At 44.5% G+C, this 12850-nt stretch carries 13 protein-coding genes; 6 read left to right on the top strand and 7 right to left on the bottom strand.

The genetic code is table 11. The annotated features are described in order from the left end of the window. Positions 1-316 precede the first annotated feature (316 nt). On the bottom strand, positions 317-1195 hold the full coding sequence (locus EJ063_RS00560) for an AraC family transcriptional regulator (RefSeq protein WP_126572061.1): 879 nt from the start codon (positions 1193-1195) through the stop codon (positions 317-319). 130 nt (positions 1196-1325) lie between these two features. On the opposite strand from EJ063_RS00560, the gene EJ063_RS00555 reads away from it, so the two are divergent. Continuing rightward, entirely contained in the window at positions 1326-2477 is a 1152-nt protein-coding gene (locus EJ063_RS00555; RefSeq protein ID WP_126572060.1) for an iron-containing alcohol dehydrogenase, read from the top strand. 72 nt (positions 2478-2549) lie between these two features. On the opposite strand, the gene EJ063_RS00550 is transcribed toward EJ063_RS00555, so the two are convergent. Together EJ063_RS00550 and torS are read right to left on the bottom strand one after the other, a co-directional pair. Then, positions 2550-3092 carry a GNAT family N-acetyltransferase gene (locus EJ063_RS00550; protein ID WP_126572059.1) on the bottom strand — a complete coding sequence of 181 codons (543 nt, stop codon included), beginning with the start codon at positions 3090-3092 and terminating at the stop codon, positions 2550-2552. Positions 3093-3109: 17 nt separating this feature from the next. Beyond that, the gene (torS, locus tag EJ063_RS00545; protein ID WP_126572058.1) at positions 3110-5992 is read right to left on the bottom strand and encodes a TMAO reductase system sensor histidine kinase/response regulator TorS; all 2883 of its coding nucleotides are present in this window, start codon (positions 5990-5992) and stop codon (positions 3110-3112) included. An 80-nt stretch (positions 5993-6072) separates the two neighbouring features. Here torS and torT point away from each other — a divergent pair, with 80 nt between their 5' ends. From torT to EJ063_RS00530, 3 genes are all read left to right on the top strand, one after another. After that, positions 6073-7080 carry a TMAO reductase system periplasmic protein TorT gene (torT, locus tag EJ063_RS00540; RefSeq protein ID WP_126573080.1) on the top strand — a complete coding sequence of 336 codons (1008 nt, stop codon included), beginning with the start codon at positions 6073-6075 and terminating at the stop codon, positions 7078-7080. A 17-nt stretch (positions 7081-7097) separates the two neighbouring features. Beyond that, positions 7098-7553 carry a methylglyoxal synthase gene (locus EJ063_RS00535; protein WP_126572057.1) on the top strand — a complete coding sequence of 152 codons (456 nt, stop codon included), beginning with the start codon at positions 7098-7100 and terminating at the stop codon, positions 7551-7553. Between the two features lie 314 nt (positions 7554-7867). After that, the gene (locus EJ063_RS00530) at positions 7868-8113 is read left to right on the top strand and encodes a YgjV family protein (protein ID WP_126572056.1); all 246 of its coding nucleotides are present in this window, start codon (positions 7868-7870) and stop codon (positions 8111-8113) included. A 106-nt stretch (positions 8114-8219) separates the two neighbouring features. On the opposite strand, the gene EJ063_RS00525 is transcribed toward EJ063_RS00530, so the two are convergent. Then, positions 8220-8837: an OmpA family protein gene (locus EJ063_RS00525; protein WP_126572055.1), complete on the bottom strand. Its 618-nt coding sequence runs from the start codon at positions 8835-8837 to the stop codon at positions 8220-8222. 262 nt (positions 8838-9099) lie between these two features. On the opposite strand from EJ063_RS00525, the gene EJ063_RS00520 reads away from it, so the two are divergent. Further along, positions 9100-9720 (top strand): thioredoxin domain-containing protein, encoded by a 621-nt coding sequence (locus tag EJ063_RS00520; RefSeq protein WP_126572054.1) that lies wholly within the window; start codon positions 9100-9102, stop codon positions 9718-9720. A gap of 17 nt (positions 9721-9737) precedes the next feature. Next, positions 9738-10211, top strand: coding sequence for a BamJ family beta-barrel-assembly machinery protein (bamJ, locus tag EJ063_RS00515; RefSeq protein ID WP_126572053.1), 474 nt, complete (start codon positions 9738-9740; stop codon positions 10209-10211). A gap of 68 nt (positions 10212-10279) precedes the next feature. Here the strand turns inward: bamJ and EJ063_RS00510 are convergent, their stop codons facing one another. From EJ063_RS00510 to nrdG, 3 genes are all read right to left on the bottom strand, one after another. Beyond that, a complete protein-coding gene (locus EJ063_RS00510; RefSeq protein ID WP_126572052.1) occupies positions 10280-10930 on the bottom strand; it encodes an ATP-dependent zinc protease family protein in 651 nt (216 codons plus the stop codon). 54 nt (positions 10931-10984) lie between these two features. After that, positions 10985-12166, bottom strand: coding sequence for an amino acid aminotransferase (locus tag EJ063_RS00505; RefSeq protein ID WP_167469851.1), 1182 nt, complete (start codon positions 12164-12166; stop codon positions 10985-10987). A gap of 152 nt (positions 12167-12318) precedes the next feature. Continuing rightward, the gene (gene nrdG / locus EJ063_RS00500; protein WP_126572050.1) at positions 12319-12789 is read right to left on the bottom strand and encodes an anaerobic ribonucleoside-triphosphate reductase-activating protein; all 471 of its coding nucleotides are present in this window, start codon (positions 12787-12789) and stop codon (positions 12319-12321) included. Positions 12790-12850 lie beyond the last annotated feature (61 nt).

Here is a 12850-nt window from a genome sequence, read left to right as displayed (position 1 = left end):
AAATAACCTTAGATTAGCCCCTCTAAATAACACGTCAAAATTCGTTACATTTCAAAACATCTCGCAATTCTTGCTGTCGACCGTGCAACAAACACAAACTTATTTTGCATCAATAACTAATATCTGATTAATTTTATAAATCAAAAAAATAAGCCCCTGATCATCGAATGATCAGGGGCTTATAGAAGAAGATTGACTAGATCTCCTATAGGGATTGTCGAGAATGATTCTCTTTATGCTCTTAGTATTACTCAAGATGATTCTAAGAAACACTGTAAAATTGTAATATCACTTTTCCCCTTTTATCACTTTGTTTCTATGTCGCTTCTGCAGGAGTTCGATTGAAGTGGCGTTTAAATTCGCGAGAAAATTGTGAGGTGCTGTTGTACCCGACTCGCCTTGCCGCATCGCCTACTTTCAGCCCCTCTAATTGAATAAGCTCACGGGCTTTATTCAAACGGACTTTTTTGATGTATTGAATCGGGGTTTCTAACGTGACACTTCTGAACGCTTGGTGGAACGCGGATATACTCATATTCGCTTTGTCGGCCAACTCTTGCACCGTGACGCTGTCGCGGTAATGTTGGTGTAGATGCTCAAGGGCCTTAGCAATACGCGCATAATGACCTTCGTGCCTTGCTAAATCAAACAGCACATGCCCCTCTGAACTCATGAGTGCTCGGTATGTCAACTCTTCCATTATGCTATCAGAAAGAATCGCCGCTTCTAATGGGTGACATAGCGCTGCCATCAAACGTTTGCACACATCCAGCATACCGTCATCCATTGCGACAGCTTTAAGCCCAGCGCAGTCATTATTCACCGTACAGGGTTGATAGCATTGCATCGATTCAAGTTTGTTAACGATTCGGTGCAGTACCTGAGGATCAATATCAATGCTTAAACCAAGCAACGGCTCATCGTTTTCCGCAAACGCTTCACACTCCAATGGCATTGGCACACCAACAACAAGATAGTCATCTGGACCGTACTGAACAGGCTGATTACCCAAGTAGATGTTCTTGCGCCCTTGGCCTAACACGATCACACCAGACTGATAAACAAACGGCTGACGCTGATTCCCCGTACTGCTTCGATAAAAGTACACACCAGGAATCTCTGTCTCAATGATACCTTCAAGGCTGTGTAACGCCTTTTGATCAACGTATTGCTGCATTAGCTTTGCTAGTGTCATCTTAGAGCCCTCACCAAAATTTGTAGAAATAGGCATAACAATTAGAGAAATTGACCTTTAATTAGCTCAATGTCAATACTAATATGCATAACATACTAAGAACGTTCCACACGAACACAAGAGGCAAGCCATGCAATTCACGTACGTAAACCCAACTCAAATTAACTTTGGGCAAGGTCAAATCGAAAGCATTAAATCTGTAATCCCTCAAAATAGTAAAGTTATCGTCATCTATGGTGGCGGCTCTATCAAACGCAACGGTGTGTATGACCAAGTTCAGTCTGCGCTTGAAGGCTACCAATGGATTGAATTTTCTGGCGTTGAGCCAAACCCAACCAAAGAGACGCTAGACAAAGCCGTTGCCCTAGTAAAAGAACAAGACGTAGACTTTATTCTCGCCGTTGGTGGTGGTTCAGTTATTGATGGCTCTAAATACGTTGCCGCTGCAGCGCATTACGATGGTGATGGCTGGGATATCATGGTCGGTAAACATCAGGTGACTTCTGCAGTTCCAGTTGGTGCTATTTTAACTCTGCCTGCAACTGGCTCAGAATCCAACATGGGTGCGGTGATCACGAAAGCCGAGACTCATGACAAACTTCCGTTCATGACTCCTCATGTTCAGCCGAAATTTGCGGTAATGGACCCGGACGTTATGAAAACATTGCCAGAGCGTCAACTGATCAACGGTGTAGTTGATGCATGGGTTCACGTATGTGAGCAATACCTGACCGTCACTCACGGTGCAATGGTTCAAGATGGTTACGCTGAAGCACTATTGAAAAACCTAAAATCATTAGGTGAGCAATTTGACCAGCGTGATAGCGATGCATGGCGTGCCAACCTAATGTGGAATGCAAACCAAGCCCTAAATGGCCTAATCGGTTCAGGTGTTCAGCATGACTGGGCGACTCACATGATTGGTCATGAGTTCACAGCACTTTGGGCTGTTGATCATGCACGTTCACTTGCGATCGTTCAGCCGTCACTGCTTCGCAATCAGTTTGCAGTGAAGAAAGAGAAGCTAGAGCAAATGGGTAAAAATGTATTCGGTTTAGCGGATTCAGACACACTTGCAGAGCAAACCATCCAAGCCATAGAAGCGTTCTATCATTCACTGGGTGTGGCAACGCAATTTGATGGCTACGAAGGTACAAAAGACCAAGCTGTAGAGTCTGTTATTAATCAACTAGAACAACACGGTATGGTGGCACTGGGTGAACACCAAGCCATTACTCTAGAGCAAAGCCGCCAGATTCTGGATTTAGCGATTACAGCGTAGATCCTTTACAGGTAAGACAAAAAAGCAGCGTAAGGCTGCTTTTTTATTGTTCGTTATACTAGTCAAACAAGCTTAGAGCTCTGACGCTGTTTCTTTTACATGGTACATGTAGATAAGATCATCATAGTACTTGCCACCAATCATATAGGCATCTTTTTCACGCTCAGTCAGTGTGAAGCCCGCTTTTTCTAACACCTTACATGAGGCGATATTGCCGTCAGTCACAATCGCATTCACACGTTCTAATGGGAAGTTTTCGCTCATAAAGTCTATTAAGCCGATCAATGACTCAGTTCCATACCCTTTCCCGTGAAACTCGGGTAAAAGCAAATAGCCTACCTCGGCATGGGTTGTTTGACCCTCTGACAAACATAATCCCGTGACTCCAATTGGTGTACCACTCTTCTTCTCACGGATAACAAGACACAACCAATGAGCGCTGGGCCAAGACCACGTCGGCAAACGTGATTCAAAGCGTTCACGTATTTCTTCTGTCGACGGCTTATCAAACGCGTAACGTATCACATCCTCTTCTTGGTTCAGCCGCTCAAAAAGCGCCCAATCTGCCTCAGTGATTTGTGTCATGCTCAGTTGGTTAGTTTCTATTGTGTACATGCAATCTCTCAGTTAGGTTAATCGAGAAGAATGGCCTCTAAGGCAGCTTTAGACTCTTCGACAAGGGTTAACAATGTCTCTTTTTGAGAAAAATAACAACTTAAGGAGTTAATATCTTTTTCGATAGTTTGGCAGCAGTCAAAGAGTGCATTCAAACCTAAGCTTCCTGATGAACCTTTAAGCTTATGCGCCAATGATTTAGCTTCACTGTCTGTTTCTGCGCCCTCTAACAAGCTAAGAATCTCATCGGCCCCAACTTTGAACATCTCCATGATATCGCGCATTTTCTCTTTTCCGAGTACGGACATATCGGCTTCGACCACACGCGCGTCTATAATATTGCGTTGTTCCATCTCGACTTTCTCCTCATTACACGGCACCTGCTCTAGCAGTAATGTCTTCCCATCCAGGCTGTTTTGTATCAACTGACACAGCGCATCTTTATCTAAAGGCTTAGGCAGATAACCATCAAAACCGGCAGAAAGGTAGCTTTGGACTTCTTCGTTATAAACGTGTGCGGAAACCGCCACCATTGGTGTTGGGTTTAACTCTGCTTCGATTTCTGCACGCTTAAATTCAGCTAAAAGATCAACACCGTTGCAATCTGGTAAGTTTATGTCCATTAAGACTATATCAAAGCACTGCTCAGCAAAAACTGCCTTTGCACTCTGCCCATCTATCGCGGTGAACACTTGGTGTCCCATGCTTTCTAGGAACCCTTCCGCAACCATGCAGTTCACTGGATTGTCTTCGATAAGCAGGACTTTGGCATTAATCGGGCACTCTTCGCTGGTCTCAACATTTTCAAACTCTTGACCAACCAAGAGCGGAATCGAGAACCAGAATCGGCTGCCTTCACCGAATGCAGAGTCTACTGATAACTCGCCACCCATGGCTTCGACAATACGTTTACTGATTGCCAGCCCAAGGCCCGTGCCACCTTTAGAGCTTAGCCCGCCTGACGCTTGGGTAAATGCATCAAACAGTGTGATTTGTTCTTGCTCTGAGATCCCCACACCCGTATCTGACACTTCAAACAGCACATGACCTTCATGATCGAGATCCAGCGAGACATAAATATCAACATGCCCCTCATCGGTAAACTTAATCGCATTGCCCACTAGGTTATTTAAGACCTGGCTGATTCGCGTAACATCGCCAAGCCAGAATTTTTCGACGTCACTCTCAATGATAACGTCTAGATCTAGCGATTTCTCTGTCGCTCGCCCGGCCGCAAGGTGCTTGGTGTCATCGACCATTGAGTAAAGATTGAAATCAACCGGACGAATCTCTAAATGACCCGCCTCAATTTTTGAGTAGTCTAAGACATCGTTTAAAATAGCCAACAAGGTGCTGCCACTTCGGTTAATCACATCAACGTAGTAGCCCTGCTTGTTATCAAGTTGGGTATCTTTAAGTAATCTAGCCGTCCCTAACACCCCATTCATCGGAGTGCGAATTTCGTGACTCATCGTTGCCAAGAAGGCTGACTTAGCACGACTCGCTTGTTCGGCTAATGAACGGGCTCGGGCATGGTTCTCAACCTCTTCGTTAAGTCGCACATTAGCGTCTTGGAGCTGATGGGTACGCTCAGCCACAAGGTCTTCTAGGTGGCCTTTATGTTCTTCAAGCTCGCGCTTTGCTTTCGCTTCACTTTCAGCAACAACTTTTAAGGCGTGTGCCGTATTACGGGCAGTAATAATAGCTTGCCCCATACGTGCAAGTTCATCATTCCCTTTGACCGTCACATCCACCTGCAGTTGACCTTTAGCAATCGACGATAAAGCAGACGAGTATTCCGCAAGTCGTTTAAGTACGGACACATACACCACCTTCCAAACAATCAGAACTACTATCACCATGCCTAGTACCGTGATAATGGTCAGCGTCAATTGGGCGTAATCCAGTGTCGTTTTAAGCTCAGCGACCGCGCGGGTTGTTGCAAAGTTCGATTCATCGACGAGTTTATTCACCGTTGTGTTCAGCGTCGAAAACTGCGTTAGCGTATCTTGCATCAATTGCTGAGCTAAAAGATCGTTCTCGTGGCGTTGGATCAAGACATCGAACACCACTTCTCTTTTCGCTAACTGACTCAGCAAATCCGACATTTGAATCGAACGCGTTGGGTCTTCTACTGCTTGAACACGACGTTTCATTATCGATAGATTGCTGGTGAATTCTTGGCGTATGGTATGGATACGTTCGAGATCAGAAATGGTGCGGGTTTCTTCAATGTGATTGAGAAGCTTGAACGCCAGAAGATGAAGTTCATGTAAACGTTCCGAGAGATCCAAATCTACTTCAACCAGTGCATCTAGTGCTCGATAGGCCTTCTGAATCTCATTTTTATCGAGTAGATCATAGACGTGAGTGACGTTCGCGACCGCAATTGTTGACGTATTGGCGACTTGAGTTCGCGTTAGCTGCTCCAATTCTTGCGCCAGCTTACGTAACTCTTCCGTACGTATAGACAGGTCTTGATCGAGCGATAAACGCTGTTCAACACTGATGCCAAGTTTGGCCAGAGTATCGATAACGACTTGTAAATCCGCTTCAAGCTTACTCAGTAGAGATGAATCAAACGAGTCTGACCCCAACTGTTTAATGTGTGTTAACAGTGATTCAAGCTGCGAAAACAGCGCTTTACCCGCTTGCTGACGCTCTGCTTCAGATTTTGCGTTAGACAGGGTTTGGACCGAAGAGATAATACGCGAGCTGAGCACGGAAACTTGCCTTGCCTCTATCATCGACGGAATAGCCGAGTTTACGACATTGCGCTCAGTTTTCGCGACAGAACTGAAACCTGATACGCCTATGAAAGCAGACAGCATAACCAGCAATGCCATGGCTAAAAAGGCAAACAACAACTTTCGGCCAATACTGGCTTTGGCAAGTAACACGATGAATCTTCACTTCTTTAGTCAGCGATAATGCGGTATATTTTGCAGTGTTTATTGAGCCTTTACCAATGAAATACGACATGTCTTTGATCTCTGCGACCAAAAAGCGAGCCCTATACTTCACAGCATTACTCTTTGCTGCCTTCGCTGGCCAAGCGAATGCGAACGATCCTTTGCGTGTTTGTGCAATTTATCCTCACCTCAAAGACTCTTATTGGCTCTCTGTTAACTACGGTATGGTTGATGAAGCGCGCAAACAAAATGTCGACTTACGCGTTCTCGAAGCTGGCGGCTATCTCAACTTAGAAAAGCAGAAAGAACACCTGTCGTTATGTTCGCTGTGGGGCGCTGACGCAATTATCATTGGAACAGTTGCCCCTGATCTTTTCTACGATTCACTCAAACAATACAGTGGCAGCATTCCTATTTTTGCTACGGTCAACAAGCTACTGGTGGACCAAAAAGATCAGTCACTTCTCAAAGGTGAAGTCGGCGTCGATTGGTATTGGATGGGCTACTACACTGGCGAATATCTCAAATCCAAGCACCCTAAAGGCTCAGGCATCGCCAACGTTGCTCTCTTGCCCGGCCCGAAGTCTAGTGGTGGTACAAAGCCTGTCTTGCAAGGTCTTTACTCAGCCATCAAAGAAAGTGATATCCGTATCATCGAAACACTCTGGGCCGACAATGACAAAGAGTTACAGCGTAACCTAGTGCAAGCAGCTATCGATAACCCTGACACGGATTACATCGTTGGCAGTGCAGTTGCCATTGAAGCAGCCATCAGTGAATTACGCAGCGCGAACAAAATTGATGACATTGGTTTGGTGTCGACCTATTTAAGTCATGGCGTCTATCGTGGACTGCTGCGTCACCGAGTGGAATTTGCGCCAACAGATAAGATGGTACTTCAAGGTCGTTTATCGATCCGCCAAGCGGTGAGCTATTTAGCAGGCAAAGAGTACGACAAGATTCAAGCGCCGATTATTGAATCTCTAACACCCAATTCGCTAAACCCAAAGGTGATCGAGCAGTCTCTGTCGCCTTCGGAATATCGCCCTACTTTTTACGTTTATAACAAAGAATAACAATTCAGGAAGTCTACATGGAAAAAACGACTCGAACCCTACCAGAAAATAAACACATTGCTTTAGTTGCGCACGACAACTGTAAACCTGAGTTACTGCGTTGGGTTACGGAAAACAAAGAAAAGCTACAAGGCCATTTTCTCTACGCAACAGGTACGACAGGTAACATGCTGAGCAAAGAGACCGGCCTGGCGATAAAGAGCTTGATCAGCGGCCCAATGGGTGGCGACCAACAATTAGGTGCGCTTATTTCCGAAGGGAAGATTGATGTACTGATCTTTTTCTGGGATCCACTTAATGCCGTCCCCCATGACCCAGATGTAAAAGCACTATTGCGTATTGCAAGCGTTTGGAACATCCCTGTTGCCACCAACCGCGCAACAGCAAAGTTCATTTTTGAATCAGAGCTCATGGCTAAAAAAGTGGATATTGAGATCCCTGACTACGACGCGTATCTTTCGAAACGTACTTAATTGAATTATTCGCTTTAATTATGAAACCAGTCCGATAATCACTATCGGACTTTTTTATTTACGACAATATTCCATACCGAGCACACACTTCCAACACATTTGGTTATTTAATTTAGCAAAAGTACGTAAAACGTTTGCGTAATCGCTAACCTTCTCCGAACCCTTTTTTGGGGCTTTCATCACACATTTAGCCCTGTTATAGTTCCTATCAGTTAATCAATTAGACCATTCGAGGCACGGAGCTTCCTCAGTTATCTCAAGAAGAGAAGAATTGGTACCGACAAATGTTCGGCAAAAATTAAGAGGGTCAAATTATGGATATGGTTGAAATCTTAGGTTATGCAGCGTCTATCATGGTTGCTATCTCACTAACGATGAAAGATATTGTAAGACTACGTGTTCTTAACTTCATCGGTTGTGCGCTATTTACTGCATACGGCCTAATGATTGACGCATGGCCTGTCGTGGTAACAAACGGATTCATCGCCTGTGTTAATGTTTACTTTCTTGCAAAAATGCAAAGCGAGAAGAAACAAGAACAAGCGAAAAGCGCCGCGTAACAACTCTTTATTCAAAAAAAGACGCGATTCAAAAAAGACGTGATTCAAAAAAGCCCCTGAACAGTTCGCTGCTCTGGGGCTTTCTTTTACCTGGAGGAAGAACCCACTAGTTGTTTGAGACTATGAAGCGTACTTCTACTCGGCGGTTACACGCTTTACCCGCTTTGGTTTTGTTGCTACATGCAGGCACGTACTCACCATAGCCACGGGTAAAAATAGAATCCATCGCGACATTGTGACGAACCAATTGTTGTTTAACTGCTTTCGCTCGTCTCATTGAAAGGCTGTCGTTAAACGTTGGCGCGCCCGTACTGTCGGCATGGCCATCGATCACAATATCTATCCCCGGCTGAGTCGATAAGTAGCTTGCCATCATATCAAGCCAATACTGGGAGTCTGACGAAACCAAAGAGGACCCGGTATTGAATTTAATGGTATCAGTCAGTTTTACCATGACATGATTACCCGGTAACAGCTCATAGTCGACGCCATTGCTGAGCAGGAAATTTTGTAGATTGCTGTAGCTTTGGGTACGTTGCTGACCCATAGGGCCTTTTACATCTGAAGGTGAAATGTTGGTTGGTGCACCCCACTCTGGGTATCTAACATCAAAGTCAGTACGTGGCGCTGTATCGAGCATATCGCTGCCGATCATCGCCATTTCATCCGTCATATTGCTACAACCTGACAATGCTAAAATTAGTGGTAATACCAAGCGCTTCATTCGTTCACCCGTGAATCCGTTTCTGTACTTTCTTTATATCGGCAAGTTCCAACAAACTTTAGCCCTTTTCTACAAAATATTGTGCTTGCGAGCTCAGAGTTGCTCAAAATTTCATCCACTTTAATCATTCGCAATACTTTAATTCGCAAATAGTGCATGCAAATGTTTCGAATCGCTCAAGGACAACGTAAAATTGTGCCACCATTAACTCGTCACGCTGCACCCGACCGTCGATGCAGAAGTGAAGCTAAGAGATATAATTATGAAAAAACTCATTACGTTGGCGTTTGTTGCCCTATCAGCGTTACTTGTTGGTTGCTCTGAAAGCTCAACACCTCAAGAAGGCACTCACTACAAACAACTTCCTGCCAATCTTTCCACTTTCCGTCTGCCAGTCGTGACCGAAGTGTTTTCTTTGAACTGTGGCCACTGCCGCAAAATGGAGAGTGAGATCCCTAAGATTGAAGAGCTGACTGGCGAAAGCATTGGTAAGGTTCACGTTACGTTTAATGAGAGTGCTCAAATTGGCGCAATGATTTACTACGCTGCAGAAATGCAACTGGGTAAAAAGCCTTCACATACCATGATGCTAGACTTATTTGCTGCAACTCAGATGGGTGACGGCGCAACACTGGGCGACAAGAAAGCGGCTATCGATCGAGCGTTCCAAAACCGCTCATTAGTAAGCCCATACGATTTCAATGATGAGCAACAGAAACAGTTATTCGCAGCAATGCAACTTGCTGACGACATCACAACCAAAGGTGAGATCAATTCAGTACCTACCTTTATCGTAAAAGGTAAATACGAGGTTATTACTCCTGCTCACCAAGATGTGGAAAGCATCGCAAACACCATCAACTTTCTTCTTACACAACCATAATTTAACGGTAAATACTTATGTCTAAGTTTATTTTTCCAATCGTCATTTTTATTCTGGCCGCTTTCTTCATCTACAGAACCTGGACCAATCACAAAGCTGGCGAAGTTAACTTCGCTGAAGGCCAAGCATTCTTGCTAGAAAACGGTAAGAAAGAAGGCGTGGTCACCACTGAGAGTGGCCTACAGTACGAAGTGCTTCACAAGGGCGAAGGTGAAGAAAAGCCAACAGCATCGAGTAAAGTAAAAGTGCACTACCACGGCACATTGATCGACGGCACTGTATTCGATAGCTCTGTAGAGCGTGGCGAGCCAATCAGCTTTAAGTTGGGCCAAGTAATCAAAGGCTGGCAAGAAGGTCTTACTTACATGAGCGTAGGTGATAAGTTCCGCCTATACATCCCTAGCCCATTAGCTTACGGCAAAGGTGGTTCTGGTCCAATTCCACCGGCTTCTGCGCTTATCTTTGAAGTTGAGCTTTTAGAGATTCAATAGCCACTTCTTCTCAATAAAAAAAGCCAATCAGACGATTGGCTTTTTTTTATTCATCAAGAACACACTGACTATTTGTGTTTATCTTGAACAAACTTTCTGCTGACATCAACAACGGCAACATCTTTAAAGAAGCTACGTCCTAGCAGTAGTGGGAACGAAAGATGAGTTCGATCTGTTAGGGTAAAGTCTGTTTTCTCTTTCAAATCGCCCACTTGAATCCAGGCTTCAACAACTGCACGTTTTTGTGTGCCGTCTGAACTTGATTGACGGATCTTAGCCCAGCGTTTGACAGGAAGTGCGATCTCTTTGCTCTTCACATCATCATGTTCAATTTTGAACTTAACCCAGTCTTTGCCATCTCGCTCAAATGCCACAACATCAACTGCACTGATAGAGGAAGTCGTTGCACCTGTATCAACACGTGCTTTAAAGCTTTCTTCTAAGCCAGGTACGTACACCCACTCTTCTTCACCAAGTAATAACTTGCCGTCTGAGGTCTTCTTCGGTTTGATTTCAACGACGGGTTCTTGCGGCTTAGGATCTGGTTTAACTTCTGGAGTCACCTCTTCCTTTGGCTCTTGAGGTTCAACCGGCTCTACTACTGGTTCTTCAATGACAGGCTTAGTTTCCGGCTCTACAGGCTCAGGACCTGTTGTTGAACATGCCACTAATCCACCACTTAACATCAGAGGAATCAGCGTTTTCCATGTTTTATTCATTCGACCACCTAATCTCAACAAAACAAATGAGGCGCACAAAGCGCCTCAAAACAATTAAGAAACTTTGATAATCGCTTCGGCTACGTAAGGAATGTCTTTTTCCGTTAAGCCCGCGATATTAATGCGACCATCCCCAACACCATAAATACCATATTGTTCACGGAGTTGCGTCATTTGGTCTTGGCTAAAGCCTAGCACAGTAAACATGCCTTTGTGGCTTTCGATAAAGTCGAATTGTGAAGTGTTGTGAGTATTTCTCAACTCATTACACAAAGTTTGACGTAGGTTTAACAAGCGTTGCTGCATTTCGCTTAACTCTTGTTTCCAAACGTTGGTCAGTGTTTGATCTTGCAGGATAGTTTTCACCAGCGCAGCACCGTGATCAGGCGGCATGGTGTATGTTGAACGAGCTAGCGTTAGTAACTTACCTTTTGCGTTGCCTACATCATGTTGCGATTTACCGATAACAATCGCAGCACCTGTACGCTCACGGTATAAACCGAAGTTCTTTGAACACGACGTGGTGATCAACATCTCTTCAACGTTGTCAGCCATAAAGCGAAGACCTTTTGCATCTTCTTCTAGACCGTCACCAAAGCCTTGGTATGCGATATCAACAAACGGTGTGAAGCCATTTTTCTGTGATAATTGCGTGATTGCCTGCCATGCATCGAAGTCGATGTCTGCACCCGTTGGGTTGTGACAACAGCCATGAAGCAGCACAACGTCTGATGGGCCAGCTGTAGACAAGTCTTCTAGCATTCTTGCCGTATCAACTTGCTTAGTCTCTGGAGAGAAGTAGTGGTAAAACTTAACTTTAAGCCCCGCCGCTTCCATTACTGGTTTGTGGTTTACGTAGCTTGGATTAGAAATCCAAACCGTCGTATCTGGTTGAGCTACCTTCATTAAGTCACCCAACATACGAAGTGCACCACTTGCGCCCGGTGTTTGAATAGCAGCAACGCGGTCCATTGCAGATGTGCCTGTTAACAACAGGTCTACCATGCTTTGGTTGAATTCTTCACACCCCGCAAGGCCAACGTAAGATTTGGTTTTTTGGTTTTCGATAACAACGTCTTGAGCCAGTTTAATGGCTTCCATTACCGGGGTTTCACCCGCGCTGTTTTTGTACACGCCAATACCAAGGTCAACCTTGTCGGTGCGTTCATCGTTACGGTATGCAACGGAAAGAGATAAAATAGGATCTAATACTGGAGTTGGTAGATTAGAAAACATGAAAGTCATAACCCTTTGAAATTCAAGTAACGGCCTTCAACTTATCACTTAATCTAGCAATCTAGAAATAAAATTTCAGTGTTTACATGCAAAACAGGACAAATCACGCTTTTGATTAACAAACCATTAACTTACCATTTTGCAACAGAGGATTATTCTAACGTAAAGCGATGGATGATTTGATTCGAGCTACCACGCCACTCTAAATTAAGATCCTTCTTCTCTTGCTCGAACTTGCCATCAATCAGTACATCTATGTAATTCGTGACTTCTCGCTGAGCATCATCTAATTCAGATAAGGTATACCCTGTCCAAACCCAAATGTCTTTATCAGGACATTCTGCTTTAACACGTTTAACAAGCGCTAAAATCTCTGGCACGTTAGCAGGGTGAAGTGGATCGCCTCCAGAAAGGGATAAACCTCTGCGTTTGATTCGCTCATCTTTAAGGTCAGCGATAATTTGATCCGCCGCTTGCCCAGTAAACGGTGTGCCTGAATCTAGTCTCTGTGTTGACTGGTTGTAACAGCCACGACATTGATGCACGCAACCCGATACGAACAGTGTACAACGTGTACCTGGACCATTTACAACGTCTACTGGGTAGTATTGGTGAAAGTTCATGTTAAAGCCCGTTTCGAGTTAAATGCATTGCGTCATAGAAAAAATAACCTGACACCATTGG

Origin of the sequence: Vibrio aquaticus (genome assembly GCF_003970385.1) — a bacterium.
Taxonomy (GTDB): Bacteria; Pseudomonadota; Gammaproteobacteria; order Enterobacterales; family Vibrionaceae; genus Vibrio; species Vibrio aquaticus.
This window is presented reverse-complemented; position numbering and strand designations above follow the sequence as displayed.

Coding starts and splice junctions, on each gene's coding strand:
- EJ063_RS00550 (WP_126572059.1), bottom strand. CDS start 3,092: ATGTACACAATAGAAACTAACCAACTGAGCATGACACAAATCACTGAG.
- EJ063_RS00525 (WP_126572055.1), bottom strand. CDS start 8,837: ATGAAGCGCTTGGTATTACCACTAATTTTAGCATTGTCAGGTTGTAGC.
- EJ063_RS00530 (WP_126572056.1), top strand. CDS start 7,868: ATGGATATGGTTGAAATCTTAGGTTATGCAGCGTCTATCATGGTTGCT.
- torT (WP_126573080.1), top strand. CDS start 6,073: ATGTCTTTGATCTCTGCGACCAAAAAGCGAGCCCTATACTTCACAGCA.
- EJ063_RS00505 (WP_167469851.1), bottom strand. CDS start 12,166: ATGTTTTCTAATCTACCAACTCCAGTATTAGATCCTATTTTATCTCTT.
- EJ063_RS00535 (WP_126572057.1), top strand. CDS start 7,098: ATGGAAAAAACGACTCGAACCCTACCAGAAAATAAACACATTGCTTTA.
- EJ063_RS00560 (WP_126572061.1), bottom strand. CDS start 1,195: ATGACACTAGCAAAGCTAATGCAGCAATACGTTGATCAAAAGGCGTTA.
- nrdG (WP_126572050.1), bottom strand. CDS start 12,789: ATGAACTTTCACCAATACTACCCAGTAGACGTTGTAAATGGTCCAGGT.
- EJ063_RS00520 (WP_126572054.1), top strand. CDS start 9,100: ATGAAAAAACTCATTACGTTGGCGTTTGTTGCCCTATCAGCGTTACTT.
- bamJ (WP_126572053.1), top strand. CDS start 9,738: ATGTCTAAGTTTATTTTTCCAATCGTCATTTTTATTCTGGCCGCTTTC.
- EJ063_RS00510 (WP_126572052.1), bottom strand. CDS start 10,930: ATGAATAAAACATGGAAAACGCTGATTCCTCTGATGTTAAGTGGTGGA.
- EJ063_RS00555 (WP_126572060.1), top strand. CDS start 1,326: ATGCAATTCACGTACGTAAACCCAACTCAAATTAACTTTGGGCAAGGT.